General features: G+C 68.9%; 20 protein-coding genes and 1 tRNA gene. 13 read left to right on the top strand and 8 right to left on the bottom strand.

Annotated elements, in window-relative coordinates:
* Positions 1-19: 19 nt before the first annotated feature.
* Together ACTIGJ_RS00450 and ACTIGJ_RS00445 are read left to right on the top strand one after the other, a co-directional pair.
* Positions 20-502, top strand: a complete 483-nt coding sequence (locus ACTIGJ_RS00450) for a hypothetical protein (RefSeq protein WP_439638303.1) — start codon at positions 20-22, stop codon at positions 500-502.
* 20 nt (positions 503-522) lie between these two features.
* Positions 523-1,086 (top strand): periplasmic heavy metal sensor, encoded by a 564-nt coding sequence (locus tag ACTIGJ_RS00445; RefSeq protein WP_439638302.1) that lies wholly within the window; start codon positions 523-525, stop codon positions 1,084-1,086.
* 17 nt (positions 1,087-1,103) lie between these two features.
* Here the strand turns inward: ACTIGJ_RS00445 and ACTIGJ_RS00440 are convergent, their stop codons facing one another.
* Genes ACTIGJ_RS00440 through ACTIGJ_RS00420 form a run of 5 tightly spaced genes read right to left on the bottom strand, consistent with a single transcriptional unit; the run spans position 1,104 to position 7,618 of the window.
* A complete protein-coding gene (locus ACTIGJ_RS00440; RefSeq protein WP_439638301.1) occupies positions 1,104-4,187 on the bottom strand; it encodes an efflux RND transporter permease subunit in 3,084 nt (1,027 codons plus the stop codon).
* Entirely contained in the window at positions 4,184-5,248 is a 1,065-nt protein-coding gene (locus ACTIGJ_RS00435; RefSeq protein WP_439638300.1) for an efflux RND transporter periplasmic adaptor subunit, read from the bottom strand. The genes ACTIGJ_RS00440 and ACTIGJ_RS00435 overlap by 4 nt, the downstream gene beginning before the upstream one ends.
* Positions 5,245-6,717, bottom strand: coding sequence for a TolC family protein (locus ACTIGJ_RS00430; protein WP_439638299.1), 1,473 nt, complete (start codon positions 6,715-6,717; stop codon positions 5,245-5,247). Before ACTIGJ_RS00430 ends, ACTIGJ_RS00435 begins: the two co-directional genes overlap by 4 nt.
* Positions 6,718-6,738: 21 nt before the next feature.
* A complete protein-coding gene (locus ACTIGJ_RS00425; protein ID WP_439638298.1) occupies positions 6,739-7,377 on the bottom strand; it encodes a TetR/AcrR family transcriptional regulator in 639 nt (212 codons plus the stop codon).
* A gap of 31 nt (positions 7,378-7,408) precedes the next feature.
* Entirely contained in the window at positions 7,409-7,618 is a 210-nt protein-coding gene (locus ACTIGJ_RS00420; protein WP_439638297.1) for a hypothetical protein, read from the bottom strand.
* A 108-nt stretch (positions 7,619-7,726) separates the two neighbouring features.
* Between ACTIGJ_RS00420 and ACTIGJ_RS00415 the strand changes: the two genes are divergently transcribed.
* From ACTIGJ_RS00415 to ACTIGJ_RS00395, 5 genes are all read left to right on the top strand, one after another.
* A complete protein-coding gene (locus ACTIGJ_RS00415; protein ID WP_439638296.1) occupies positions 7,727-10,222 on the top strand; it encodes a DUF1302 domain-containing protein in 2,496 nt (831 codons plus the stop codon).
* Between the two features lie 145 nt (positions 10,223-10,367).
* Entirely contained in the window at positions 10,368-11,603 is a 1,236-nt protein-coding gene (locus tag ACTIGJ_RS00410; RefSeq protein ID WP_439638295.1) for an NAD(P)/FAD-dependent oxidoreductase, read from the top strand.
* Between the two features lie 243 nt (positions 11,604-11,846).
* Positions 11,847-12,776, top strand: a complete 930-nt coding sequence (locus ACTIGJ_RS00405; protein WP_439638640.1) for a polyprenyl synthetase family protein — start codon at positions 11,847-11,849, stop codon at positions 12,774-12,776.
* 24 nt (positions 12,777-12,800) lie between these two features.
* Positions 12,801-12,877 (top strand) — tRNA-Pro (locus ACTIGJ_RS00400).
* Positions 12,878-13,271: 394 nt separating this feature from the next.
* Positions 13,272-13,661: a VOC family protein gene (locus ACTIGJ_RS00395; protein WP_439638294.1), complete on the top strand. Its 390-nt coding sequence runs from the start codon at positions 13,272-13,274 to the stop codon at positions 13,659-13,661.
* A 111-nt stretch (positions 13,662-13,772) separates the two neighbouring features.
* Here the strand turns inward: ACTIGJ_RS00395 and glnK are convergent, their stop codons facing one another.
* On the bottom strand, positions 13,773-14,111 hold the full coding sequence (gene glnK, locus ACTIGJ_RS00390; RefSeq protein ID WP_439638293.1) for a P-II family nitrogen regulator: 339 nt from the start codon (positions 14,109-14,111) through the stop codon (positions 13,773-13,775).
* Positions 14,112-14,261: 150 nt separating this feature from the next.
* Here glnK and ACTIGJ_RS00385 point away from each other — a divergent pair, with 150 nt between their 5' ends.
* Positions 14,262-15,794: a phytoene desaturase gene (locus tag ACTIGJ_RS00385; RefSeq protein WP_439638292.1), complete on the top strand. Its 1,533-nt coding sequence runs from the start codon at positions 14,262-14,264 to the stop codon at positions 15,792-15,794.
* Positions 15,787-16,926, top strand: coding sequence for a phytoene/squalene synthase family protein (locus ACTIGJ_RS00380; RefSeq protein ID WP_439638291.1), 1,140 nt, complete (start codon positions 15,787-15,789; stop codon positions 16,924-16,926). The genes ACTIGJ_RS00385 and ACTIGJ_RS00380 overlap by 8 nt, the downstream gene beginning before the upstream one ends.
* 157 nt (positions 16,927-17,083) lie before the next feature.
* Here the strand turns inward: ACTIGJ_RS00380 and ACTIGJ_RS00375 are convergent, their stop codons facing one another.
* A complete protein-coding gene (locus ACTIGJ_RS00375; protein WP_439638290.1) occupies positions 17,084-17,779 on the bottom strand; it encodes a hydratase in 696 nt (231 codons plus the stop codon).
* 134 nt (positions 17,780-17,913) lie between these two features.
* Positions 17,914-19,482, bottom strand: coding sequence for a 1-hydroxycarotenoid 3,4-desaturase CrtD (gene crtD / locus ACTIGJ_RS00370; RefSeq protein WP_439638289.1), 1,569 nt, complete (start codon positions 19,480-19,482; stop codon positions 17,914-17,916).
* 162 nt (positions 19,483-19,644) lie between these two features.
* On the opposite strand from crtD, the gene ACTIGJ_RS00365 reads away from it, so the two are divergent.
* The 4 genes from ACTIGJ_RS00365 (at position 19,645) to ACTIGJ_RS00350 (ending at position 23,779) form a co-directional block, all read left to right on the top strand.
* The gene (locus ACTIGJ_RS00365) at positions 19,645-20,514 is read left to right on the top strand and encodes a polyprenyl synthetase family protein (RefSeq protein WP_439638288.1); all 870 of its coding nucleotides are present in this window, start codon (positions 19,645-19,647) and stop codon (positions 20,512-20,514) included.
* A gap of 19 nt (positions 20,515-20,533) precedes the next feature.
* On the top strand, positions 20,534-21,691 hold the full coding sequence (locus ACTIGJ_RS00360) for a methyltransferase (RefSeq protein ID WP_439638287.1): 1,158 nt from the start codon (positions 20,534-20,536) through the stop codon (positions 21,689-21,691).
* A 133-nt stretch (positions 21,692-21,824) separates the two neighbouring features.
* Entirely contained in the window at positions 21,825-22,766 is a 942-nt protein-coding gene (bchC, locus tag ACTIGJ_RS00355; RefSeq protein WP_439638639.1) for a chlorophyll synthesis pathway protein BchC, read from the top strand.
* Complete coding sequence (locus ACTIGJ_RS00350) at positions 22,763-23,779, top strand: chlorophyllide a reductase iron protein subunit X (RefSeq protein ID WP_439638286.1); 1,017 nt, start codon at positions 22,763-22,765, stop codon at positions 23,777-23,779. The genes bchC and ACTIGJ_RS00350 overlap by 4 nt, the downstream gene beginning before the upstream one ends.
* Positions 23,780-23,782: the final 3 nt, after the last annotated feature.

Raw genomic sequence — 23,782 nt, 5'->3', positions numbered from 1 at the left:
TGTCGAAACGTCAGCCGGAATGACCCTTCAACGTTTCGCCGAACTGGTCGATGCCTATGGCGCCGACGCCCGACGCTGGCCGCTGGCCGAGCGGGCTGCCGCCCAGGCACTGGTGGCCGCCGATCCGGCGGCCGCCGCGCTGCAGCAGCAGGCGGCGATGCTCGACGCGATGCTCGATGCCGATGTCGCCGCGCCGGCCAGCCACACGGCCCGGCGTGCGCTGATGGCGGCGCTGCCGGCACGCGGTCCGGCGCTCGCCACCCGCTGGCAGGAACTGCTGGCGCTGCTCGGCGGCTGGCGGATCGCGCTGCCGGCGCTGGCGGTGGCGCTGGTGGCGGGCGTCAACATCGGCGCCACGGTTGGCACCGGCGTGCTGTCGTCCAGCACCGACGCCAGCGCGGCAGTCGGCACGGCCACCGACAGCGAGGCACCCGACGACAGCGGCTACCGCCAGGGCTTTGCCGAGCGCCTGATCCTCGATCTCCAGAACGTACCGCAATGACGTCCGAACCCGCTTCCCCGATGACGCCTTCTCCACCAGCGCCCCGGCGCAACAACTGGTTGATCGCCTCGGCGGCGCTCAACATGTTCCTGCTCGGCGGCATCGCGGCCGCCGTGCTGTTCGGTCCGCACCGGCCGCATCGGGGCGCCGGCTTCGGCGGCCCGCCGCCGATGCACGAAAGCGGGCCCGGGCGGTCGTTCGCCGATGCGCTGTCGCCGGCCGGACGGGCGAAGGTGATGGCGATGCGGGCCGAGGACGAGACGGCGATCGACGCGCAGCTGTCGGCCTTGCGAGACGCGCGCCGGGCAATGGACCAGGCCTTCGTAGCCGAGCCGTTCGACCGGGCCGCTTTCGATGCCGCCTTCGCGGGCCTGCGGGCGGCGGAGGCGGCGATGTCGGCCCGGATGGGCGAGCGCGTCGCGGCACTGGCCGGCGCGCTGTCGCCGGAGGATCGCCGCGCTTTCGTCCGCAGCCTGCCGAGGATGCCATTCGGCCCTGGCGGCCCAGGCGGCCCCGGCGGGCCGGCAGGCCCGCACGGTCCCGGCATCGGTGGCGGCCCGCCGTCGATGCCGGAGCCGCGCTGACCGCGCCCCGGCCGGCTTCAGCGGCTGGCCAACGCGTCCGGCTGGAGGTCGGATGACGGCGCGGTCGTCATGATCACCGGCGGCAGCAGCTTGTACATCACCGGCGTGACCAGCCGCCCGATCAGGGTCGACGACACCAGCCCGCCGATGATCACCCAGGCCAGCGGCGAGTACAGCCCGGAGCCCTGCAGTGCCAGCGGCAGCAGGCCGCCGATGGCAGTGAGCGAGGTCAGCAGGATCGGCAGGAAGCGCACTTCGCCGGCCTGCTCGATCGCCTGGTTCAGCTCGACGCCGTCGCGGCGCAGCTGGTTGGTGAAGTCGACGAGCAGGATCGAGTTCTTGATCTCGATGCCGATCAGCGCGATGAAGCCGATGATCGCCGAGAAGCTCAAGGAATAGCCGCTGGCGAACAGCGCGACGAGCCCGCCCATCACGCCGAGCGGAATCACGGTGGCGACGATCAGGGTCGACTTGAAGCTGCCGAACTCCAGCACCAGCACGGCGAGGATGCCGAAGGTGGTGATCATGATCGCCGCGCCGAAGCCGGCGAAGCTTTCGGCGCGGCTTTCGGCTTCGCCGGAGATGTCGTAGCGGTAGCCGGCCGGCCAGTCGTAGGCGGCGAGCCGGTCGACCACGGCGCGGGTCAGCGCATCGGTGTTGAAGCCGGTGCGGGTGTAGCCGGAAATGGTCACCGACCGCGCCCGGTCGTAGCGCTCGATGCGGGCCGGCGATTCGACCAGCTGCAATGCCGCCAGCTGCGCCAGCGGCACCTGGCTGCCGTTGACGGTGCCGACGTGCAGGCCGTCGAGGCTGTCGAGCCCGGCGCGGCCCTGCATCGGCGCGCGCAGCACCACCGGGTAGTTGTCGCCGTCGGCGGTGCGGAAATCGCCGGCCGGCAGCCCGGCCACCGCCATCCGCAGGGTCCGGTCCAGTTCCACCGGCAGCACGCCGAGCAGGCCGGCGCGCGCCGGGTCGACCGCCAGCTGCACGTCGAGCCGGCTGCGGCGCAGCGGGTTGATGACGTCGCGGGTGCCCGGCACGGCATTGATGATGGCTTCGACTTCGGCTGCGAGCCGGCGCAGTTCGGCCAGTTCCGGACCGACGATGCGGATCGCGATCGGGGCGGCGATCGGCGGGCCGTTCTCGAACTCCTTGAGCACGATCTCCGCCCCCGGAATCTGCGCGAACTTCGCACGCAGGCGGTCGTAGACGGCGGTGGTGCGGCGTTCGTCGTAACGCGCCAGTTCGACGAACACCTCGGCGTAGTTGGCGGCCAGCTCCTTCTGGAACACGTTGTAGTAGATCTGCGGATTGCCGCGTCCGAGGTTGGCCATCACCTTGGCCACGTCCGGTTCGCCGGCCAGCGCCGTTTCCACCTGCCGTAGCACGGCGTCGCTGGCCGCCAGGCTGGCGCCGGCCGGCAGGCTGATCTGCACGAGGAACTGTGGCGTGCCGGCCTTGGGAAACAGCGAGAAGCCGATCGCCGGCACCAGCGCCAGGCTGGCGACAAACAGCAGGCCGGCAGCCGTCGCGGTGGCCGCCGGCCGGGCCAGCGCCCGGTGCAGCAGCGGCGCGTAGACGCCGCGGATCAGCTTCAGCGTGGCGCGCAGGAAGGCATTGCCCTCCTCATGCTCCTCGCGCGGCAGCATCCGCGAGGCCAGGAACGGGATGATGGTCAGGCTGACGAACAGCGAGGCGGTGACCGTGAACACCACCGCCACCGGCAGCGAGCGGATGAACTTGCCGGCGTTCTCCGGCAGCATCAGCAGCGGCAGGAAGGCGAACAGCAGGGTCGCCGTGCAGCCGAGCACCGCCAGCGAAATCTGCTTGGTGGCGAGGATTGCGGCATCGACCCGCGAATGGCCCTGGCGCAGGAAGCGGGCGATGTTTTCGGTGACCACGATCGAATCGTCGACCAGCAGGCCGAGCGCCACCACGAAGCCGGCGATCGACAGCTGGTTGATCGAGAAGCCGGCGAAATGCAGCGCCGCGACCCCGGTGGCCAGCGACAGCGGAATCGAGATCATCACCACGCCGGCCGCGCGCAGGCCGAGCGGCAGCAGGGTGATCGCCACCAGCGCGATGGCCAGCACGAAGTCCAGGCTCAGCCGCGACAGCCGGCGATCGACGTTCTTCGACTGGTCGAACGCCCGTTCCAGCTTCACGTCGGCCGGCAGCGTGGTCGCGAAGTCGGCTACTGCCGCGTCGATCGCCTGCTGGGTGGCGAAGATGTTCTGCGCGTCCTTCTGGTTGGCGGTGACCCAGATCGCCCGCCGGCCGTTGTAGCGCGCGGTGTACTCGACCGACTCGTAGTCCCAGTCGACGCTGGCGACGTCGCCGACCGTCACCAGCCGGCCGGGGCTGCCGCCGATCACCGTGCGGCGCACGGCATCGAGCGAGGCATAGCTGCCGGAGGTGCGCAGGTTGAAGCGGCGGCTGCCGATGTCGATCGGTCCGCCGGGGATATTGGTGTTCTCGCCGCTGACGGCGGCCAGCACGTCGCTGGCCTTGAGCGTCAGCTCGGCCAGCCGGTGGAAATCCAGCGCCACCCGCAGCTCGCGTTCGGGATAGGCCCAGGTCTTCGCTTCGCGGACGGCGGGGATGGCTTCCAGCCGGTCTTCGAGGTCTTCGGCGAGATCGGCCAGCCGGCCGTAGCTGGCGGTGTCGGACACCAGCGCCAGCTGCACGATGTTGACCAGCCCCGGATTGATCTTCTTGACCTCCAGCCGGGTGACGCCGGCCGGCAGCCGCGGCCGCAGCGCGGCGATTTCCCGCGACAGCTCGTCGTACTTCTTCTCGACGTCGACATCGGTCTGGAATTCCACCTGCACCAGCGCCAGCGAATCGTCGGCCCGCGTGAAGAGATGCTTGACGTCGTCGATCTCGTTGATCGCGTCCTCGATCGGCTCGGCGAGCTGCCGCTCGACCTCGATCGGATCGGCACCCGGATAGATGGCGATGACGTTGAACGCCGAGATCGGGAAGTACGGGTCCTCGGTGCGCGGAATGCTGTTCAGGCTCGACAGGCCAAGCGCGGCCAGCAGCCCGAACATCACCAGCGTGAACGGGAAATTGCGGACCGAGAAGGCCGGCAGGCTCATGGCGCGGCTCCGGCGATCACCTGCACTGTCTCGCCGTCGTGCAGGTAAGCCGCCCCTTCGGTGACCACCTGACTGCCGTCGGGCAGCGGTTCGGCAAGCGCCACGGTGTCGCCGCTGAGAAAGGCGATGCGCGGCTCACGGCTGTGCACGGTGCCGGTCGACGGATCGAACAGGTACAGCCGGGCCTTGTCCTGATCACCTTCGACCAGAGCCGCCACCGGCAGATAGCTGCGGGTCGCCGCCAGGCTGCTGGCCGGCGTGATCCGCGCGCGGCCGATCAGGCCGGTGAACGCCGGCAGCCCGGCATCGCCGGTGTCGACCGCGAGCTGGCAGCGCCAGGTGCCGGTGCGCGGATCGCTGGCGCGGGCGATTTCCTGCACCTTGGCCGCGAACCGGCGGTCGGGCAGGGCGTCGAAGCGCACGTCGGCGCGATCACCGACCGCTACCCGCAGCGCATCGCGATCAGCCAGGCCGACCTCCAGCACGGTGCCGCTGCCGCTGGCCGACACGGTCAGCACCGGGCTGCCGGCGGCGACCAGCTCGCGCGGTTCAGCGTGCCGCGCCAGCACCCGGCCATCGGCGGGGGCGATGATTTCCGCGTGGCGGCGATTGAACTGGGCGGCATCGAGCTGGGCGCGTGCCACCGCTTCGGCGGTGCCGAGGTCGTCGAGCTGCTCGCGGGTCACCACATCAGCGGCGAACAGCGTCCGGCCGCGGGCCAGATCGCGCCCGGCCTTGGCCAGCGCCTCGCGCGCCTGGGCCACGGCGGCGTCGACTTCCGCCGCCTCGATCCGCGCCAGCCGCTGGCCGGCACGGACGGCATCGCCTTCGCGGACTTCCACCGCCGCGATCACGCCGCCGACCTTGAAGGCCAGCGTGGTCTGGTCGCGGCTGGCGGCGAGGCCGCTGGCCTGTACCGGCGGCTCGGCCGGCCCCCGGCTCACTGCCGCGATCCGTACCGCGCGCAGCGGCGGCGCGGCGGTATCGGGCGCCGGCCTGGGGCTGCAGCCGGCGAGCAGCGCCAGCGAAACGGCGATCGGCAAGGGCAGGCGGGCAGTCATGGCGTGGCACTCGAAACGACGGTGGACAGGGGGAAGCGGGCGCGCGTGTATTCCTGCTCGGCGCGGGCGATCTGCAGCGCGCTGCAGGCGATCACCCGGCCGAGCCGGGCTTCGGTGCGGGCGCGCTCGGCGTCAAGGAATTCGATCGGGCTGGACTGCCCGGCATCGCGCTTGTTCTCGGCGATGCGGAAGCCTTCCTCAGCCGCCGCGACGCGCGCCTCGGCGGTCAGCAGCGCGCGCTCGGCGGTCAGCGCCTGATCGTCGGCAGCCAGCTGCGCCAGCGCCAGCTGCCGGCGCAGGTCGTCGCGCAGCGCCTGCAACTGCTGGTGTTGCGCGCGGGCCTGCGATTCGGCGGCGCGCCGGCCGCCGAAGTCGAACAGCGTCCAGCTCAGCACCAGCGAGGCGGTGGACACGTCGGAATCGCGGTCGATCGCATAGCCGGTGCCCTGCACGCCGCTGTCGGCGACCAACGACAGGGTCGGCAGGAAGCTGGCGCCGGCCAGCCGGGTGGCCTGGTCGGCGGCGCTGATCCGGGCGTCGAGATCGCGCAGCTCGGGGCGGGCACCGGCAGCGGCGGCGCCGTCGGCAACGCGGTCGATCGCTGGCGACACGGCCTCGGCGACCGTCACCGGCTCGGCCTCGTCGCGATTGCGCAGCAGGTTCAGGTAGCGGCGCGCGCCGCGTTCGTCGCTGCGCGCGGCCTGGAGCCGCTGGTCGACGGCCAGCAGCTCGGCCTCGGCGCGCAGCACGCGGTCGCGGGTGGCCTTGCCGGCGGCCAGCAGCGCTTCGGCGACGCGTCGGTTCTCGGCCAGCGTGCGGACGCTGGCGTCGAGTATCTCGACGCCGGCCTGCGCCTGCGCCAGCTGGAAGTAGGCGGCCTTCACATCGCGCACCAGCGTGCGGGCGAAGGCCTCACGGCCGGCGCGGGCGCCGTCGAACTCGGCGGCGCGGATGCCGATCTGGGCGCTGATCTGCGGTGCGTAGAGCGGTGCGCTGAGCGTCAGCCGGGTGTCCTGTTCGGTGCGGCGCAGGAAGTTGATGTCGGTGTTGCCGATGGTCGGGAACTGCGTCGGGTTGGCGCCGCCGGCGGTCAGTGCGTTGAGCGTCTGGTAGATCGGGTTGACCAGATCGCCGGTTGGGATGCGGGTGACACGACCGCCGTCCGCCACCGTGTAGCGGGCGTTGAGCGCCAGCTGCGGCGCCCGCCGGGCGCGGGCGGCCGCAAGCCCCTGGGCCGCCGCCTCGACGGCGAAGTCCTGCGCCTTCAGCGCGGCATTGCTGGCCAGTGCCTCGGCGACATAGCCCGCCAGCGGATCGGCCGTCGGCAGCTCATCGGAATGCGCGGTTACCGTCAGCAGCAGCCCGGCGAGCAGCGAAAGTGCGGGGCTCGGGTGCAGCCGATCGATCCAGCTCCGGGCGCGACCCCGACCGTGATGAGAACTGGATGAATGTCCATTCATTAGACGCATGTCATGTTCCGGACCCGAAAATCAGCGGGCGATGGAGCGGGTCGCCATGTCGATGGCGTCGTTGATGAAGGCGTTCAGGGCAATGCCCTCGTGGGCGAAGATCTCGCTTTTGGTCATCACCAGCTGGGCGACGCCGTGAGTGAATCCCCACAGCGTCATCGCCACCCGCAGCGGATCGCCGAGATCCGGCCGCAGGCTGGCGTCACGCTGGCCGGCGACCAGCGCGGCCACCGTTTCGGCGTGCACGAGGCGGCCGGCCAGCATCATCCGATGGCAGACGCTGTCGACCTCCTCGAGATCGGTGTGCTGAGCCTCGGCACGCGCCAGCGCATCGAAATAGACCGGGAATTCCTGCACGAAACCGAGGTAGGCGCGGCCGATCGCCTTGACCTGGTCGACCCCGCGCGCATGCCGGCCGCGGGCTTCGGCGAAGCGCTGGCGCAGCAGGTCCAGGCCGCGCAGGCACAGCGCCAGCTGCAGTTCCCGCTTGTCCTTGAAGTACAGGTACAGCAGCGCCCGCGAGACCCGCGCGGTGCGCGCGATGTCGTCCATCTTGGCGGCGTCGAAGCCTTTCTCGGCGAACACGGCCTCGGCGGCGTCGAGCAGGTCCTCGCGGCGGCGCTCCTTCTCTTCGTAGCGGCGGGATTCGATCGGGTCCATGACGTGAATCTAGATTTTTACTAGACACGTGTCAAATAAAATTGGTCGATTGTGATGAAGGCGCCGCCAGCGGCGCGCCGCCGACGGGGCCGATCGCGACCCGCCGGCCGGCTTCCGGCGGGCACTTGGCGGGCCGCGCGCAAAGATCGCTGCAAATTGCCAGACGGCTGTTTATTCTCCGGTCGTTCAGCGAACCCGCCGAGACGGGTCGCGAGGTGCCGGCCCGGCCGGTGGGGATCATCAAAGTGGTACGGCAACGAGACGAGGCCACGGCGGCAGCATGCCGGAGAGCCACCGTCCGACCGACATCGTGCGAATGACACAGCAGTTCCAAGGGAGGAGGATTTCAATGCGTGCAGCCCAGCGTGCAGCGTGTGCCGTGGTGATCGCCGGCAGCCTGTCGCCGATCGCGGTGACGGCGACCGAATTCGGTTTCAACTTCATCGACCAGGACTTCACGGCGGTCCTGAACCAGACGCTGGTGGCCGGCGTCGCGTTTCGCCTGGAGCCGCAGGACGCGCGGCTGATCGGCAAGTCCAACATCGATCCGAACGTCTGTTCCGGCGTCTACCAGCTCTGCCAGGGCCTGAATCGCGAGCAGATCTATCCGGCGCAGAAGCTGCGGCGCTCGCCGGGCGCGGCGTCGATGAACTTCGACGACGGCAACCTGAACTTCAACCAGGGCGACGTGACCCAGAGCCCGATCGTGTGGACGCATGATCTGAAGATCGAATCCGGCGACTTCGGCTTCTTCTATCGCGGCCGCGCGATCTATGACCCGGCGCTGTACCACGGCAAGGTGCGCTACCGGAACCGCATCACGGCGGCGAACGCGGCGGCGGTCGGCACCTCGGGCACGGTGCGCAGCAATCCCTCGAACCGCTATTTCGGCCAGGTCTACGGCCCCGGCCAGGCGTTCACCGAAGCGCGCAACGAGGATGAGGGCCAGCAGATCGGCCTGCGCTACCAGTTCCTCGACACCAATTTCTTCGGCTCGGTGGCGCTGCCGGGCGAGCGCGACCTGCAGTTCCGCATCGGTCGCCAGACCGTGCAGTGGGGCGAGTCGACGGTGGCGATCCTGAACTCGGTCAACCAGGCGCAGCCGATCAACGCCAACGCCTTCTTCCGCAGCGGCAACGGCCTGCTCGAAGACCTGTACGTGCCGGTCAACATGCTGCGGCTGTCGACCAACATCGTCGAAGGCGTGTCGATCGAGGGCTACTACCAGTTCGAATGGCGGGCGGTGGAAATCCCGACGCCGGGCACCTTCAACTCCTTCGTCGATCTCGGCACCCAGGATCAGCGCGGCTTCGTCAACGCCAGCTTCGGCTCGGCGGCGGACGATTTCGACCAGGTGGCCGGTGGCCGTCTCGACAATCCGCTGACGGCGGTGACGCCGACCAGCCTGACGATTCCGCGTCTGCAGGACAACCGCGCCAAGGATCAGGGGCAGTACGGCTTCAAGCTCAGCTACTACGCCGACTGGCTGAACAACGGCACCGAGCTGAGTGCCTACTTCATGAACTACCACTCGAAGCTGCCGTACGTCAGCACCTACGCCACCGATGCCAGCTGCGCCCGGCGCGAAGGTTCGGCGGTCGGCATCGACGCTCGCAACACGACCGAGTTCCTGCAGTCCTGCCCGAACCTGCCGATCGCGCTGCAAGGCATTGCCGGCCAGACCTCGCTGACGCTCGATACCTTGCAGCTGCTGGCGGCGAGCCCCGGCTCGGCGGCCGACATCGGCGGCGATCTCGGCGCGTTCGCCAACCTGATCCTGCCGCGCCCGGGCCAGCAGGCTTCCGATGCCGTGCCGTTCGATACGGCGCGCATCCAGCTGGAGTATCCGGAGAACCGCAAGCTGATCGGCTTCAGCTTCAACACCACCTACGGCGACTACAGCTATCAGGGCGAAGTCTCGTACCGCCCGAACCTGCCGCTGCAGGTGGCGATTGTCGACCTTGCGTTCGCCGCCTTCGGCCCGACCCTGAGCCGCTGCCATGACCAGGCGATCGGCTGCTTCGGCACCACCAATACCGTGGCCTTCACCGAGGACGGCGGCAACCAGTACAGCGTCTACGACAGCAACAACTTCGTCGACGCCAACGGCAACAACCCGTACCCGGACAACCTGAGCCTGATCGTCGGTTCGGTGCCGGGCTCGGCGCGCAGCTTCCCGAACTTCATCACCCCGTATCGCGGCGGAACCATCGGCGAGAACGCGCCGAACTCCTACATCCAGGGCTGGATTCCGGGCAAGGTGCTGAACTACGTGTTCGGCGCCACCCGCGTGCTGTCGGGCACCGAGAACTGGATCGGCGCGGATCAGGTGATCCTGCTCTACGAAGTGGCTGCCACCCACGTGCTGAACCTGCCGAAGTTCGACCAGCTGCAGATCGAAGGACCAGGCGCGGCTTACACGCATGCCTCGGCCGGTGCCGATGGCTCGGGCGCCGACGGCTCGCGTCTGGCCTGCTCGACCAATCCAAGCTGCTCGTTCGGGCCGGACGGCCTGCGCTTCAACCCGTTCCAGGCCAAGCGCAACCAGTTCGCCCATTCGCTAGCCGGTGGCTACCGCGTGGTCGGCCGCATCAGCTATGAATCGGTGCTGCCGGGCATCTGCGTGCAGCCGCTGTTCATCTTCCAGCACGACGTCTACAACAACTCGCCGGGCCCGGGTGCCAACTTCGTCGAAGGTCGCATCCAGCTGAACTCGCTGTTCGAGATCCGCTACGAGAAGTCGACCTCGCTGACCATCACCTACAACATGTACACGCGCGGCGGCGCGAACAACCAGATTCGCGACCGCGACAACATCGGCTTCTTCCTGCGCTACCAGTTCTGAATGGTGGCGACCGGCCAGCGACCCGTCCATGAGTCGGGGCGCTGGCCGGACCGGATTGCTAACATGCGCGCCGTTCCTGACACGGTGACCGCCTGATGAACCGATACGCTGCTGCCTCCGCCCCGCGCCTGTCCGGAGGCTTCCGATGAATGCCGATTCGACCGTGGCCATCATCGGTGGCGGACAGGCCGGCAGCGAATTTGCTGCCGAGCTGCGGACGCTGGGTTTCCCGGGCCGCGTGGTGATCATCGGCGATGAGGCCGAGCTGCCGTACAAGCGGCCGCCACTGTCGAAGGGCTTCCTCACCGGCACGGTCACGGCCGATCAGCTGCCGATCCGCTCGGCAGCGGTGCACGAGAAGAACCAGATCGAATTCATCGGCGGCGTGACGGCCACGGCGATCGACCGCAACGCCCACACCGTCACGCTGTCCGACGGCCAGACGCTGACCTACACGAAGCTGGCGCTGACGACCGGTGGCCGCGCGCGGCCACTGCCGATTCCCGGCGCCGACCTCGCCAACGTGCTGTCGCTGCGCTCGATGGCCGACGCCGCCGCGATCCGCGAACAGCTGGTCGAAGGTCGCAGCCTGGTGATCATCGGCGGTGGTTACATCGGCTTGGAGATCGCCGCTGTCGCCGTCAAGAAAGGCCTGTCGGTGACCGTGCTGGAATCGGCGCCGCGCGTGCTGGCACGCGTCACCGCGCCGGAGATTTCCGAGTTCTACACGCGCGTGCATCGCGAGGAAGGCGTCGACATTCGGCTGGGCGTGCAGATCGCTGCGCTGGTCGGCGAGGGCGCGGTCAGCGGCGTCAAGCTGGTCGACGGCAGCATCATCAATGCCGATGCGGTGATCGTCGGCATCGGTCTGATCCCGAACTGCGAGCTGGCTGTGGCGGCCGGTCTGATGGTCGACAACGGCATCGTCGTCGACGAACACGGCCAGACCTCCGATCCCGACATCTACGCCGCAGGCGACTGCGCCAACCGGCCGAGCGCGCTGCTCGGCGGCCGCGTGCGGCTGGAATCGGTTCCCAACGCGATGGAGCAGGCGCGCTATGCGGCGCGCGCGATCATGGGCCAGCCCAAGGCCTACGACGAGCTGCCGTGGTTCTGGTCCGACCAGTACGAACTGAAGCTGCAGATGTGCGGGCTGTCGGCTGGCTACGACCAGCTGGTGGTACGCGGTTCCACTGCCAGCCGCACGTTCTCGGCTTTCTACCTGAAGCAGGGCCGGGTGATCGCGGCCGACGCCGTCAGCCAGCTGCGCGACTTCGGCATGATGAAGAAGCTGGTGGCCGCGCGGGCCTCGCTGGCGCCGGAGCGACTGGCCGATGAATCGGTGCCGCTGAAAGACCTGGTCACCGAAGCCGGCGCTTGACCCGGCCAGCGGCTGCGCTGTTTTCAGGCTGATAGAATCCGGCGTCGCCTCTCGCGGCGACGGTCAGCCGGCTTGATGCCGGCGCATCGCTTCCAGACTGCTCTCTCCTTGACCATCAATCCCGTGGATTCCGTGTTTTCCGCCGGCGGCCTGGCTGCCGTGGCGGCCGCCGTTCCCCAGCTGCCTTCGGGCAAGGGGCGGTCGGCCGAACTGAGCGCCTTGCTGGCCCCGATCGACGAGGACATGCGCGCCGTCGATGCGCTGATCCGTCGGCGGCTGGCCTCCGAAGTGCCGCTGATCAACGAGATCGGCGGCTATATCATCGCCGCCGGTGGCAAGCGGCTGCGGCCGGCGCTGCTGCTGTTGGTCGCCCGTGCGCTCGGCGCCCGTGGCGAGCTGCCGAACCTGCTCGCCGTGGTCATCGAGTTCATCCATACCGCCACCTTGCTGCACGACGATGTGGTTGATCATTCCGATCGCCGCCGCGGCCGCAAGACGGCCAATGCCGTCTGGGGCAATGCCGGCGCGGTGCTGTCCGGCGATTTCCTCTATTCGCGCAGCTTCCAGCTGATGGTGGAAAGCGATCGCATGGCGGTGATGCGGACGATGGCCGATACCACCAATGCCATCGCCGAAGGCGAGGTGCTGCAGTTGATGAACTGCAACGACCCGGACATCACCGAAGCCCGTTACCTGCGGGTGATCGAGCTGAAGACCGCGCAGCTGTTCCGCGCGGCGGCGACGCTCGGCGCGATCGCGGCCGATCTGCCACCCGAGCAGCAGGCGATCTACGGGCAGTTCGGCCATGACTTCGGCATGACCTACCAGTTGATCGACGACCTGCTCGACTACACCGCCGACCCCGAAGTCAGCGGCAAGAATCTGGGCACCGATCTGGCTGAAGGCAAGCCGACGCTGCCGCTGTTGTACGCGATGCAGAAGGGCAATGAGGCCCAGCGCGCGCTGATTCGCGACGCCATTGCCAACGGTCGCGTCGAGCGCATCAAAGATGTGCTCGAAACGGTTGAAGCCACCGGAGCGATCCCGTATAGTCGCGCCCTCGCCGGGCAGTACAGCTACTCGGCACACGAAGCGCTGCAGGGTTTGCCCGAAACTCCGCACAAAAAAGCGCTCATGGAACTGGTTGATTTCTGCCTTCGGCGAGACAGCTAGATTCAGCAGCAAAACCGCAGTTTGCGGGGCGTAGCTCAGCTTGGTAGAGCGCTTGCTTCGGGAGCAAGAGGTCGTAGGTTCGAATCCTGTCGCCCCGACCATCATGAGGACCGCCACCCGGGCGGTCTCTCCACAGCCCGACACCTGATTGCACGGCGTGTCCGGTCTGCTCCAAGACCTTTCTCCACTTCGATTAGATGTCCTGATCGCGCTTGCGATCTGCAGCGTTCGCGCACGGCTGCGCCTGGCTGATGTCGCGCCGCTGGGTTCGAATTGCACTGCAGGTGCAGTTCATCGAATCACGACGTTTCCACTGCCGTTTTGATGCGCCGGTTGTGTCAGAAGTGGCCGCGGGAACAGCCTCTGCTGGCGCGAATCCGCACATCTTGTGCAGCGCCGGTGACTGCTCCAGAGTGCGTGCAGGCACCGGTTCCGAAGGCAGTGGAACCCGGCGCCCAATGTCTACAAGACCCCTACTTCCGAGGAGAAATCACCATGGGTATTTTCACGCATGTGGTCGTTGGCACCAATGATGTCGAGCGCGGCCGCAAGTTCTATGACGCCGTCCTCGAGACGATGGGCCTGAAGCGCGTCATGAACTTTGACGCGGCATCGCTGTGGAGTTCCGGCGCAGCGGATTCCGATCTGTTCATGATCACCAAGCCGGGCAACGGCCTGCCGGCGACCTACGCGAACGGCGGCACGATCAGCTTCGCTGCACCGTCGCGGGCAGCGGTGCACAAGTTCCACGAAATCGCGCTGGCCCACGGCGGCAAGGACGAAGGCGCGCCGGGCCCGCGTTCGTTCACGCCGACGGCGTACGCCGCCTATGTGCGCGATCCGGACGGCAACAAGATCTGCTGCTACTGCTTCGCCCCGGCCTGATCCGGAACGCGCCGCAGCCGTCGCTGAACGGTAGCGGCGCAACAAAAAAGGCGGAAGGTCGAGAGACCTTCCGCCTTTTTTGTGGCAGCGCCTGAGGCGCCGCCGGCGGCTTCAGATGGCGTCCGGGCCGGTTTCGCCGGTACGGATGCGCAGCACCTGTTCCAGCTCGGCCACGAACACCTTGCCGTCGCCGATCTTGCCGGTATGGGCGGCCTTGGTGATGGCATCGATCGTGGCGTCGACCAGGTCGTCGCGCACCGCGATCTCGATCTTCAGCTTCGGCAGGAAGTCGACCACGTACTCCGCACCCCGGTACAGCTCGGTATGGCCCTTCTGGCGGCCAAAGCCCTTCACTTCGGTGACGGTGATGCCGGACACCCCGATCGCGGCGAGCGCCTCGCGTACTTCGTCCAGCTTGAACGGCTTGATGATTCCGGTGATCAGCTTCATGTCGGGCTCGGTTTCACGAAAGAGGCGTGCACGGTAGCGGTCGTCACCGCGTCATACAACCCCGGCGGCACAAGGCGCGGCCGGGGTTGTGCAGCAGCGGCTGGCCGCTTCCGCATTGTCATGATTGATTGACATTGATACTGTCAATACATGAATGCACCTCTGCAGTTCCCGCCCGATATCTGTCCCGATTCACGGCCCCACGCGGTGGTCATCGGCAGCGGTTTTGGCGGCCTGGCCGCAGCCGTGCGGCTCGGTGCCCGCGGCTATCGGGTGACAGTGCTGGAAAAGCTCGATGCCCCGGGCGGACGGGCCTACGTCTACCGGCAGCAGGGCTATACCTTCGATGCCGGGCCGACCATCGTCACGGCGCCGTTCCTGTTCGAGGAGCTCTGGACGCTGTGCGGCCGGCGGCTCGCCGACGACATCGATCTGCGGCCGGTTTCGCCGTTCTACCGGATCCGCTTCGCTGACGGCGACTGCTTCGACTACACCGGCGATGCCGACGCGATGCGGCGCGAAGTGGCGAAGTTCTCGCCCGACGATGTCGCCGGCTACGAGCGCTACATGCAGGCCAGCGAAGCGATCTTCAAAGTCGGCTTCGAGCAGCTGGGCCATGTGCCGTTCAACTCGATCATCGACATGGTCAAGGTGCTGCCGGACCTGATGAAGCTGGCCAGCTACCGCACCGTCTACGGCCTGGTATCGCAATACGTCCGCGACGAGCGCCTGCGCACCGTGCTCAGCTTCCATCCGCTGCTGGTCGGCGGCAATCCGTTCAGCACCACGTCGGTGTATTGCCTGATCGCCCACCTGGAGCGGAAGTGGGGCGTGCATTTCGCGATGGGCGGCACCGGCCGCCTGGTCACCGGGCTCGTTGATCTGATCGAGGGGCAGGGCAATGCCCTGCGCTGCAACAGCGAAGTGGCCGAGATCCTGGTCGAGGCCGGCAAGGCGGTCGGCGTCAGGCTGGTCGATGGCGAGTGCATCGCTGCTGACATCGTGGTGTCGAATGCCGACGCCGCCTGGACCTACCGGCACCTGCTCCCGGCAGCGGCGCGGCACCGCTGGAGCAACGGCAAGCTCGAACGCGCGCGCTATTCAATGGGCCTGTTCGTCTGGTACTTCGGCACGCGCCGCCAGTACCCGGAAGTCGAACATCACACGATCATGCTCGGGCCGCGCTACCGGGAACTGCTCGGCGATATCTTCGACCGCAAGGTGCTGGCCGATGACTTCAGCCTGTACCTGCATCGGCCCACCGCCACCGATCCCTCGCTGGCGCCGGACGGCTGCGACACTTTCTACGTGCTGTCGCCGGTGCCGCACCTCGGCAGCGGCACCGACTGGTCGACCACTGCCGAGCGCTATCGCCAGGCGATCGAGAAGCTGCTGTCGGCGACCGTGCTGCCGGACCTCGGGCAGCAGATCGTCACCCAGCGGCTGCTGACGCCGCAGGACTTCCAGGATCGGCTGAACTCGGTCAACGGCGCGGCATTCAGCCTGGAACCGATCCTGACCCAGAGCGCCTGGTTCCGGCCGCACAACCGCAGCGAGGACGTCGAGCACCTGTACCTGGTCGGTGCCGGCACCCATCCCGGTGCCGGCCTGCCGGGCGTGCTGTCATCGGCCCGCGTGCTCGACGCCGTGGTGCCGGCCGCCGCGCATTTCGCCCATGTCTGAGCCCGACCTGGCCGCCACGCCGGCCGCCGATCTCGCCGCCTGCCGCCGCCTGCTGAGGGCCGGTTCGAAGTCGTTCTACGTGGCCTCGCTGCTGCTGCCGGCCGCGATCCGCGCCCCGGCCTGCGCGCTGTACGCGTTCTGCCGGTTGGCCGACGACGCGGTCGATGTCGACGGCGGCGGCCCGCAGGCCGTGGCGCGGCTGCGCGACCGGCTCGATCGCATCGAAGCCGGCACGCCGCTGGCGATTCCGGCCGACCGTGCGCTGGCCCGCGTCATGGTCAGCCATGCCATCCCTCGGGCGCTTCTTGATGCGCTGATCGAGGGCTTCGAATGGGATTCCACGGCGCGCGTTCACGAGACGCTGGCCGACGTACATGCCTACGCGGCGCGGGTGGCTGGCACCGTCGGCGCGATGATGGCGTTGCTGATGGGGGTGCGGGCGCCGGAGGCGATCGCCCGGGCCTGCGATCTCGGCACGGCCATGCAGCTGACCAACATCGCCCGCGATGTCGGCGAGGATGCCCGCAACGGCCGTCTTTACCTGCCGCGCAGCTGGCTGCGCGACGTCGGCATCGACCCCGACGCCTGGCTCGCGGCCCCCCGCTTCGACCGTCGCCTGCGGGTCGTCATCGAACGTCTGCTGTGCGAGGCCGACCGGCTGTACGCGCAGGTTGATGCCGGCATTGCCCGGCTGCCGTCGGCGTGCCGGCCCGGCATCACGGCGGCCCGGCTGCTGTACGCCGAGATCGGTCACGAACTGCGCCGTCGCGGCGGCGACTCGATCCGCCAGCGCGCCATCGTGCCGGCCGGGCGCAAGCTGGCCTTGCTGATGCAGGCCTACACGCGCGAACCGGACCCGATGGCCGGTGCCGCTGTGGCCGTCATCCCCGAATGCCGCTTCCTGATCGAGGCCGTGGCGCAGGCACCGCTGCCGCCACCGATCGCCACCGGCGGTGACATGGCACTGCCGTGGTGGCGCTTCCGGGCACGGGCGGTCTGGGTGCTGAACCTGTTCGAGCGGTTGGAGCGGGAGGAGCGCCAGGCGCAGGCGCGGCGCCGCAGCACGCCGCCCTGGGCTGAAGCCGCCGTCGGCCTGTCGCCGGCGGACGGCGCAGCGGCCAGCGGCGCATGACGATCGCCATGAGCCTGGCGCCGCCGGCCTGACGACAGAGGCTGCCGCGCTGCAGCCGGCGCCTCAACCGCAGCGGCGACCTTAGACTCCTCGAGTCGCGGGCACGGCGCTTTCGCGGGTTGCTGCAGTAACGGCCCGCTGCCGCTGCCGGCGCGGCTCAGCGCCGCGCTCGCGGCATCCGGAACGGCAGCATCCACTGCACCAGCGGATGCCGGTAGCGATCGAGATCCAGGCTTTCATGCACGCCTAGCGTGGCCTCGCCGCACAGTGTTGCGGCCAGCGTGGAGCGTGCGTAGAACGGTGTGTCCTCCAGCGTCTCGACGATCGCAGCGTCGCCGCGCGATTGCCGTGCGACGCGCCAGCCGCTATGCGGCAGCGCCACCGGCGGCGGCGCAGCGAAGTGCTCCGCCTCGCCGTGATGATCGAAGCGCAGGCCCAGTGCTGCCGTGCTGCCGTCGCGGCGCTCGATGTCGTAGAGCAGCGCTGCGCCGCCGTCGCGCAGCGGGCTGCGCGACCAGTGCCAGCGCCGCATGGCGTCTTCGATCGGCGTGTCGCCGTGGTTGCTGTCGAAATAGGCGTGGCCGGTCCAGCGCAAATTTGGCGCCTGCAGCAGCACCTCGATGCGGGCGCTGGCGGCAATCGGTTGCCAGCCATGGCCGGCGGCTAGCGTTTCGGTGTGGCGGGCCAGCGCCTGCGGTTCCAGCCGCAGGCAGCCGCGGATCGGCGACGGCCACGGCACCGTGGTCTCGTTCAGCGAGATGGTCAGCCCGTCCCGGTTCCAGTCCAGGGCGCTGTCGCCGATCGCGAGACTGTCGGCATCGCGGCTCACGCTGCCGCGTCGGCGTTCGGTCATCGCCCAGCGATGGCCCGATGCCCCGTACAGCGCCACGTTGAAGGCGCTGTGATCGAGCGGCTCGGGGGCCGGTGCGTGGCGGCGGGCGCGCCGGTAGTACGGCGAAAAGACGCTGCCGATGAAGGCGATCAGCGTCAGCCCGTGCCGGCCGTCATCGCTGAGGGCGTCGACGTACCACCAGCGATAGCCACCGGCAGCGACCGGTGCATCGAACCGAGGTCCGCCAGTAGCCGGCTGGCGGCCAGCCGGCCCGACAGCACCGCCATCGGCACGCCCGGCCCCGGATGGGTGCTGCCGCCCGCCAGGTACAGCCCCGGCATCCGGCTGCGCGCCCCCGGCCGCTGGAAGGAGGCCATCCAGCCGTGCGAGGCCGGGCCGTACAGCGCTCCGCCAGTCCCCGGAAACAGGCGATGGAAATCCGCCGGCGTGGTGATCACCGTGCGGGCCGGATTCCGTTCCAGCTTGAGGCCGCAGCGTTCCAGCAGCGCGAAGGTCGCGGATTCGCATGTCGTCACACTCTCGGCAGACAGGGACTGTTGATCGCCGTCGGGCGGCGCATTGACCAGGCACAGCAGGCGTTCGCCTTCGGCTGGAACCGGCCCCTCGTGGTCGCCCCGGTCCTGGGCGCAGAGGTAGACGGTCGGTGCCCGGGGCAGGCGGCGATCGACCAGCAGATCGCGGAATTCGGCGCGGTAGTCGGCGGAAAAGAACACGTTGTGATGCGACAGCGGAAAGCCGCTGCTGCGGGCCACACGGTTCCAGGTCAGCGCCGACAGCGAGCGTCGCGCCGGCTTCAGCGGCTTCACCGCCTGGCACGCGGCAGGGCCGAACAGGCCAGAGGCGAGGGCAGCCGGATCGGCGTTGACGATCACGGCATCAGCCTCCAGCTGCTCGCCGCTGGCGAGGCGGACGCCGGTGGCGCGCCGGCCATCGTCGAGAATCGTCGCCACCTCGCTGCCGTAGCGGATCGTTGCGCCGAGTTGCTGGGCCGCCTTGGCCAGCGCCTGCGCCAGCTGGTGCAGGCCGCCGCGCACCCGCCAGACGCCGTCCTGCTCGACATGAGCGACCAGCATCAGCGTCGCCGGCGCGGCGAACGGCGAGGAGCCGCAGTAGGTCGCGTAGCGGCCGAACAGCTGGCGCAGGCGCGGGTCGCGGAAATGCTGGCCGAGCGCGCGCCACATCGAGGTGAACGGGGCGATGCGCCACAGCTCGCCGAGCCGATGCAGGCCGATCGCCCGGGTCAGCGCCAGCGGGCTGTCGCAATGGCTGTGGATGAAAGGGCCTTCGAGCGTGGCGTGGATGGCGCGCGCACGGGCACTGAAGGCGAGGAAGCGGCGGCCTTCGTCCGGCCCGGCGAACGCCGCGATGGCATCGGCGGAGCGAGCCGGATCGGCGTGCAGATCCAGGTGCTGCTGGTCATTCCAGGCGTGCCGGGCCAGCACGCCGGCGCGCTGCAGGTCGACGGCGGCGGCGAAATCGAGGCCGGCATCGGCGAACAGCGCTTCGAAGACGCCGCGCATCGTCAGCACCGTGGGGCCGGCATCGAGGCGCAGCCCGCCGATGTCGACCTCGCGCAGCTTGCCGCCGGGGCTTGCCGCCCGCTCCAGCACGGTCACCGCCAGGCCGCGGGCAGCGAGATCGATCGCCGCCGACAGGCCGCCGGCACCGGCGCCGACGATCAGCACCTTGCGCGTCCGGGTCACCGTCGCTGCCGGCGGATCGACCCCGGCGTGTCGCGTTGACGCGACTGCCGGCAATGTCTATTGTGAATTACATAAATCATGTAAATCGAGATTTACATAAAACCAGCCTGATCGAAAGCGGGCAACCCCTTCAGTGCAGCGGCTTCGACGAGGAGAAGCGACATGGCGACCGTGACGCGAATCGAGCAGGCCCTGATGTCCGCGCTGGCCAGTACCGAGACCGGCGGTTGTCCGCCGAAGCTGGCAGCTGCTCTCCGCTATGCGGTGTTTCCCGGCGGCGCGCGGATCCGGCCGCGGCTGTGCCTGGCGGTGGCGCTGGCCAATGGCGACGATGATCCGGCGGCCACCAATGCCGCCGCCGTGGCGATCGAACTGCTGCATTGCGCCTCGCTGGTCCATGACGACCTGCCGTGCTTCGACAATGCCGAAACCCGGCGCGGCAAGCTGTCCGTCCACCGGGCGTTCGGCGAGCGGCTGGCGGTGCTGTCTGGCGACGGCCTGATCGTGCTGGCCTTCCAGCACCTGGCCACCGAACTGGCCGAGCGTCCACAGCGGCTGGCGGCGCTGACGCCGATCATTGCCCGCGCCATCAGCGCGCCAACCGGCATCGTCGCCGGGCAGGCCTGGGAATGCGAACCGCTGGCGGTGCTGTCCGATTACCAGCAGGCTAAGACCGGCGCGCTGTTTGCCGGCGCGACGATGGCCGGTGCCGCCGCCGCCGGCTTTGCCGAACCGGGCCAGTGGCGGGCACTTGGCGAACGGCTTGGCGAGGCCTTCCAGGTTGCCGACGACATCCTCGACGTGGCCGGCAACGCCGAAAAGATCGGCAAGCCGACCGGCCAGGACGCAAGTCTCGGCCGCCCGAACGCGGCTCGCGAACTCGGCATGGCCGGTGCGCTGGCGCGGTTGCAGATCCTGGTCGACAGTGCCATGGACGCGATCCCGGATTGCACCGGCGCCGCTGCACTCAGGGCGGCGATGCGGCTGGAGATGCAGAACCTGCTGCCGGTCGAGCTGCGCCGCGCCGCCTGAACGGCGCGCGGCCACGACCATGTCCACGCTCGGTGCCGATCCCGTGGCCGCTGCCTGGCGCGACCGCCTGCAGGCGGCGGCCAATGCGGCGATCGCCAGCCCGCGCTTCCGCCGTTTCGCGGCGCGCTTTACGCTGACCCGGCCGATCGCCCGGCGCCGGGCCAAGGCGGTATTCGACCTGGTGTCCGGCTTCGTCTATTCGCAGGTGCTGCTGGCCTGCGTACGGCTGGACCTGCTGAGCGTGCTGGCCGAAGGGCCGCTGTCGGAGGAAGCGCTGCGCCTGCGCATCGGTCTGCCGGCCGAGGGCTTGCAGCGGCTGATCGATGCGGCGATCGCGCTGCAGCTGCTGGCGCGCTGCCGCGATGGCCGCCTGCAACTCGGCAGCGTCGGCGCGCCGATAGCCGGCGATCCGGGCATCGCGGCGCTGATCGAGCATCACGCACTGTTCTATGCCGACCTGCGCGACCCGGTGGCGCTGCTGCGCGACGGCGCCCGCGCCGATGGCGAGCTGGCGCGCTACTGGCCGTACTGCGCGAACCGCGCCGGCACCGGCTTCGCGCCGGAGCGGATCGCCGCCTACAGCCAGCTGATGTCGACTTCGCAAAGCCTGATCGCCAGCGAAGTGCTCGATGCCTGGTCGATGCGTCGGCACCGCCGGGTGCTCGATGTCGGCGGCGGCGATGGCACCTTCCTGACCGCCGTGGCGACCCGCTGGCCCCATCTCGACGGCTTCCTGTTCGATCTGCCGCCAGTGGCCGAACGGGCCGCCGCCCGTTTTGCCGCTCACGGCCTCGGCACGCGCACGGTAGTGGTCGGCGGCAGCTTCCTGCGTGATCCGCTGCCGCTCGGCGCAGATCTGGTGACCCTGATCCGGGTCCTGCATGACCACGACGATGCCTCGGTGATGACCGTGCTGCGGGCGGCCCGCGCGGCGCTGCCGGCCGATGGCCAGGTGCTGATCGCCGAACCGATGTCGGCGACGCCGGGCGCGGAATCGGTCGGCGATGCCTACTTCGGCTTCTACCTGCTGGCCATGGGCCGGGGCCGGCCGAGAACGCCGGCCCGGATCGGCGAACTGCTGCTGGCCGCTGGCTTTACCCGGCCGCGCCTGATCCCGACCGCGATGCCGATGCAGACCTCGGTGATGGTCGCCGATGCCGCGTCCCGGTCGTCATGAATCCCGGACAGTTATTTTCATCGAAACAGTAAATATAAATTGACAGTTTCAACTGTCAGACTAAACTAACAGCAGCAACAGAAGTCCGACCAACGGACTCGACCATCCGCTTGAACGCACCGGAGGAACGGGCATCGACACCATCGCAGTCGTCTTCGAGCAGCCCGAACGCCTGGCGCTGACGCGTCTGACGCTCGCGGAGCCCTGCGCCGAGGATGTGGTCGTCGACATCTGCTGGAGCGGTATCTCGACCGGCACCGAACGCCTGCTGTGGACCGGCCGGATGCCCGATTTCCCCGGTATGGGCTATCCGCTGGTGCCGGGCTACGAATCGGTGGGCCGCGTGCGGGCCGTCGGCCCGGCGGCGAGCGCGAAAGTGGGCGACCTGGTGTTTGTCCCAGGCGCCCGCTGTTTCGGCGACGTGCGCGGCCTGTTCGGTGGTGCTGCGCAGACCGTGGTGGTGCCGGCCACCCGGGCGATCGTGGTGGCCGAACATCTCGGCATCGATGCCACGCTGCTGGCGCTGGCGGCGACCGCGCATCACGCGCTGGTCAGCCGGCGTTCCCGGCTGCCGGACCTGATCGTTGGCCACGGCGTGCTCGGCCGTCTGCTGGCGCGCATGACGCTGGCGCTCGGCGGCGCCGCGCCGACGGTCTGGGAAACCAATGCCGATCGCGTCGATGGCGCGCTCGGCTATCCGGTGATCGATCCCGAGACCGATCCGCGCCGCGACTACCAGACCATCTGCGACGTCTCCGGCGATGCCCACCTGCTGGACACGCTGATCGCCCGCCTGGCACCCGGCGGCGAAGTGGTGCTCGCCGGGTTCTACAGCGAGCGTCTGGCGTTCGCGTTTCCGCCTGCGTTCATGCGCGAGGCGCGGATCCGCGTCGCGGCCCAATGGCAGCAGCAGGACCTGATGGCCGCGAAGCAGCTCGCCGAATCCGGCCGCCTGTCGCTGGCCAACCTCATCACCCATCGGCAGCCGGCGGCCAGCGCGGACAGCGCCTACCGCACGGCGTTCGGCGATCCCGCCTGCCTGAAGATGATTCTCGACTGGAGCACCCCGCAATGAGCGCACCTGATGATGGCGTGTCCGCCATTCCGCTGAGCCAGCTCACCGATTACCTGCGCCAGGAAGCAGCATCGGCTCCGGACGCGGTCCACACCGGCCCGGTGACCAAGGAAACGCAGATCATCGCGATCTACGGCAAGGGCGGCATTGGCAAGAGCTTCACGCTCGCCAACCTCAGCTACATGATGGCGCAGCAGGGCAAGAAGGTCCTGCTGATCGGCTGCGATCCAAAGTCCGACACGACCTCGCTGCTGTTCGGTGGCAAGGCCTGTCCGACGATCATCGAGACCAGTTCGAAGAAGAAGCTCGCAGGCGAAGAAGTGAAGATCGGCGACGTCTGCTTCAAGCGCGACGGCGTGTTCGCGATGGAGCTGGGTGGCCCCGAAGTCGGCCGCGGCTGCGGCGGGCGCGGCATCATCCACGGCTTCGAAACGCTCGAGAAGCTCGGCTTCCACGAGTGGGGCTTCGACTACGTGCTGCTCGATTTCCTTGGCGACGTGGTCTGCGGCGGCTTCGGCCTGCCGATTGCCCGCGACATGTGCCAAAAGGTCATCGTCGTCGGCAGCAACGACCTGCAGAGCCTCTACGTCGCCAACAACGTCTGCTCGGCGGTCGAGTACTTCCGCAAGCTCGGCGGCAATGTCGGTGTCGCCGGCATGGTCATCAACCGCGATGACGGCACCGGCGAGGCGGCCGCGTTTGCCAGCGCGGTCGGCATTCCGGTGCTGGCGACGATTCCGGCCAACGAGGACATCCGCCGCAAGAGCGCCAACTACGAGATCGTCGGCCGGCCCGGCGGCCAGTGGGGGCCGATGTTCGCCGAGCTCGCGGAGAACGTGCACACCAGCATTCCGATGCGGCCGACGCCGCTGTCGCAGGACGGCCTGCTCGGCCTGTTCTCGGCGCACTCGACCGGCCGCGACTACGTGCTCGAACCGGCGACCGAATTCGACATGTGCGGCAAGACCGAGGTCGTCAAGACCTCGCTCGAAGTCATCTACGACCACGTCTAGACG

Source organism: Nevskia sp., assembly GCF_051860985.1.
GTDB lineage: Bacteria > Pseudomonadota > Gammaproteobacteria > Nevskiales > Nevskiaceae > Nevskia.
Note: the sequence above shows the minus strand (reverse complement) of the source record. Positions and strands in the feature narration are given on the sequence as shown.

Bases quoted from the DNA above. Each gene is read 5' to 3' on its own strand.
- ACTIGJ_RS00450 (WP_439638303.1), top strand. From the start codon at position 20: ATGACCCTTCAACGTTTCGCCGAACTGGTCGATGCCTATGGCGCCGAC.
- ACTIGJ_RS00445 (WP_439638302.1), top strand. From the start codon at position 523: ATGACGCCTTCTCCACCAGCGCCCCGGCGCAACAACTGGTTGATCGCC.
- ACTIGJ_RS00440 (WP_439638301.1), bottom strand. From the start codon at position 4,187: ATGAGCCTGCCGGCCTTCTCGGTCCGCAATTTCCCGTTCACGCTGGTG.
- ACTIGJ_RS00435 (WP_439638300.1), bottom strand. From the start codon at position 5,248: ATGACTGCCCGCCTGCCCTTGCCGATCGCCGTTTCGCTGGCGCTGCTC.
- ACTIGJ_RS00430 (WP_439638299.1), bottom strand. From the start codon at position 6,717: ATGCGTCTAATGAATGGACATTCATCCAGTTCTCATCACGGTCGGGGT.
- ACTIGJ_RS00425 (WP_439638298.1), bottom strand. From the start codon at position 7,377: ATGGACCCGATCGAATCCCGCCGCTACGAAGAGAAGGAGCGCCGCCGC.
- ACTIGJ_RS00420 (WP_439638297.1), bottom strand. From the start codon at position 7,618: ATGATCCCCACCGGCCGGGCCGGCACCTCGCGACCCGTCTCGGCGGGT.
- ACTIGJ_RS00415 (WP_439638296.1), top strand. From the start codon at position 7,727: ATGCGTGCAGCCCAGCGTGCAGCGTGTGCCGTGGTGATCGCCGGCAGC.
- ACTIGJ_RS00410 (WP_439638295.1), top strand. From the start codon at position 10,368: ATGAATGCCGATTCGACCGTGGCCATCATCGGTGGCGGACAGGCCGGC.
- ACTIGJ_RS00405 (WP_439638640.1), top strand. From the start codon at position 11,847: ATGCGCGCCGTCGATGCGCTGATCCGTCGGCGGCTGGCCTCCGAAGTG.
- ACTIGJ_RS00395 (WP_439638294.1), top strand. From the start codon at position 13,272: ATGGGTATTTTCACGCATGTGGTCGTTGGCACCAATGATGTCGAGCGC.
- glnK (WP_439638293.1), bottom strand. From the start codon at position 14,111: ATGAAGCTGATCACCGGAATCATCAAGCCGTTCAAGCTGGACGAAGTA.
- ACTIGJ_RS00385 (WP_439638292.1), top strand. From the start codon at position 14,262: ATGAATGCACCTCTGCAGTTCCCGCCCGATATCTGTCCCGATTCACGG.
- ACTIGJ_RS00380 (WP_439638291.1), top strand. From the start codon at position 15,787: ATGTCTGAGCCCGACCTGGCCGCCACGCCGGCCGCCGATCTCGCCGCC.
- ACTIGJ_RS00375 (WP_439638290.1), bottom strand. From the start codon at position 17,779: ATGACCGAACGCCGACGCGGCAGCGTGAGCCGCGATGCCGACAGTCTC.
- ACTIGJ_RS00365 (WP_439638288.1), top strand. From the start codon at position 19,645: ATGGCGACCGTGACGCGAATCGAGCAGGCCCTGATGTCCGCGCTGGCC.
- ACTIGJ_RS00360 (WP_439638287.1), top strand. From the start codon at position 20,534: ATGTCCACGCTCGGTGCCGATCCCGTGGCCGCTGCCTGGCGCGACCGC.
- ACTIGJ_RS00350 (WP_439638286.1), top strand. From the start codon at position 22,763: ATGAGCGCACCTGATGATGGCGTGTCCGCCATTCCGCTGAGCCAGCTC.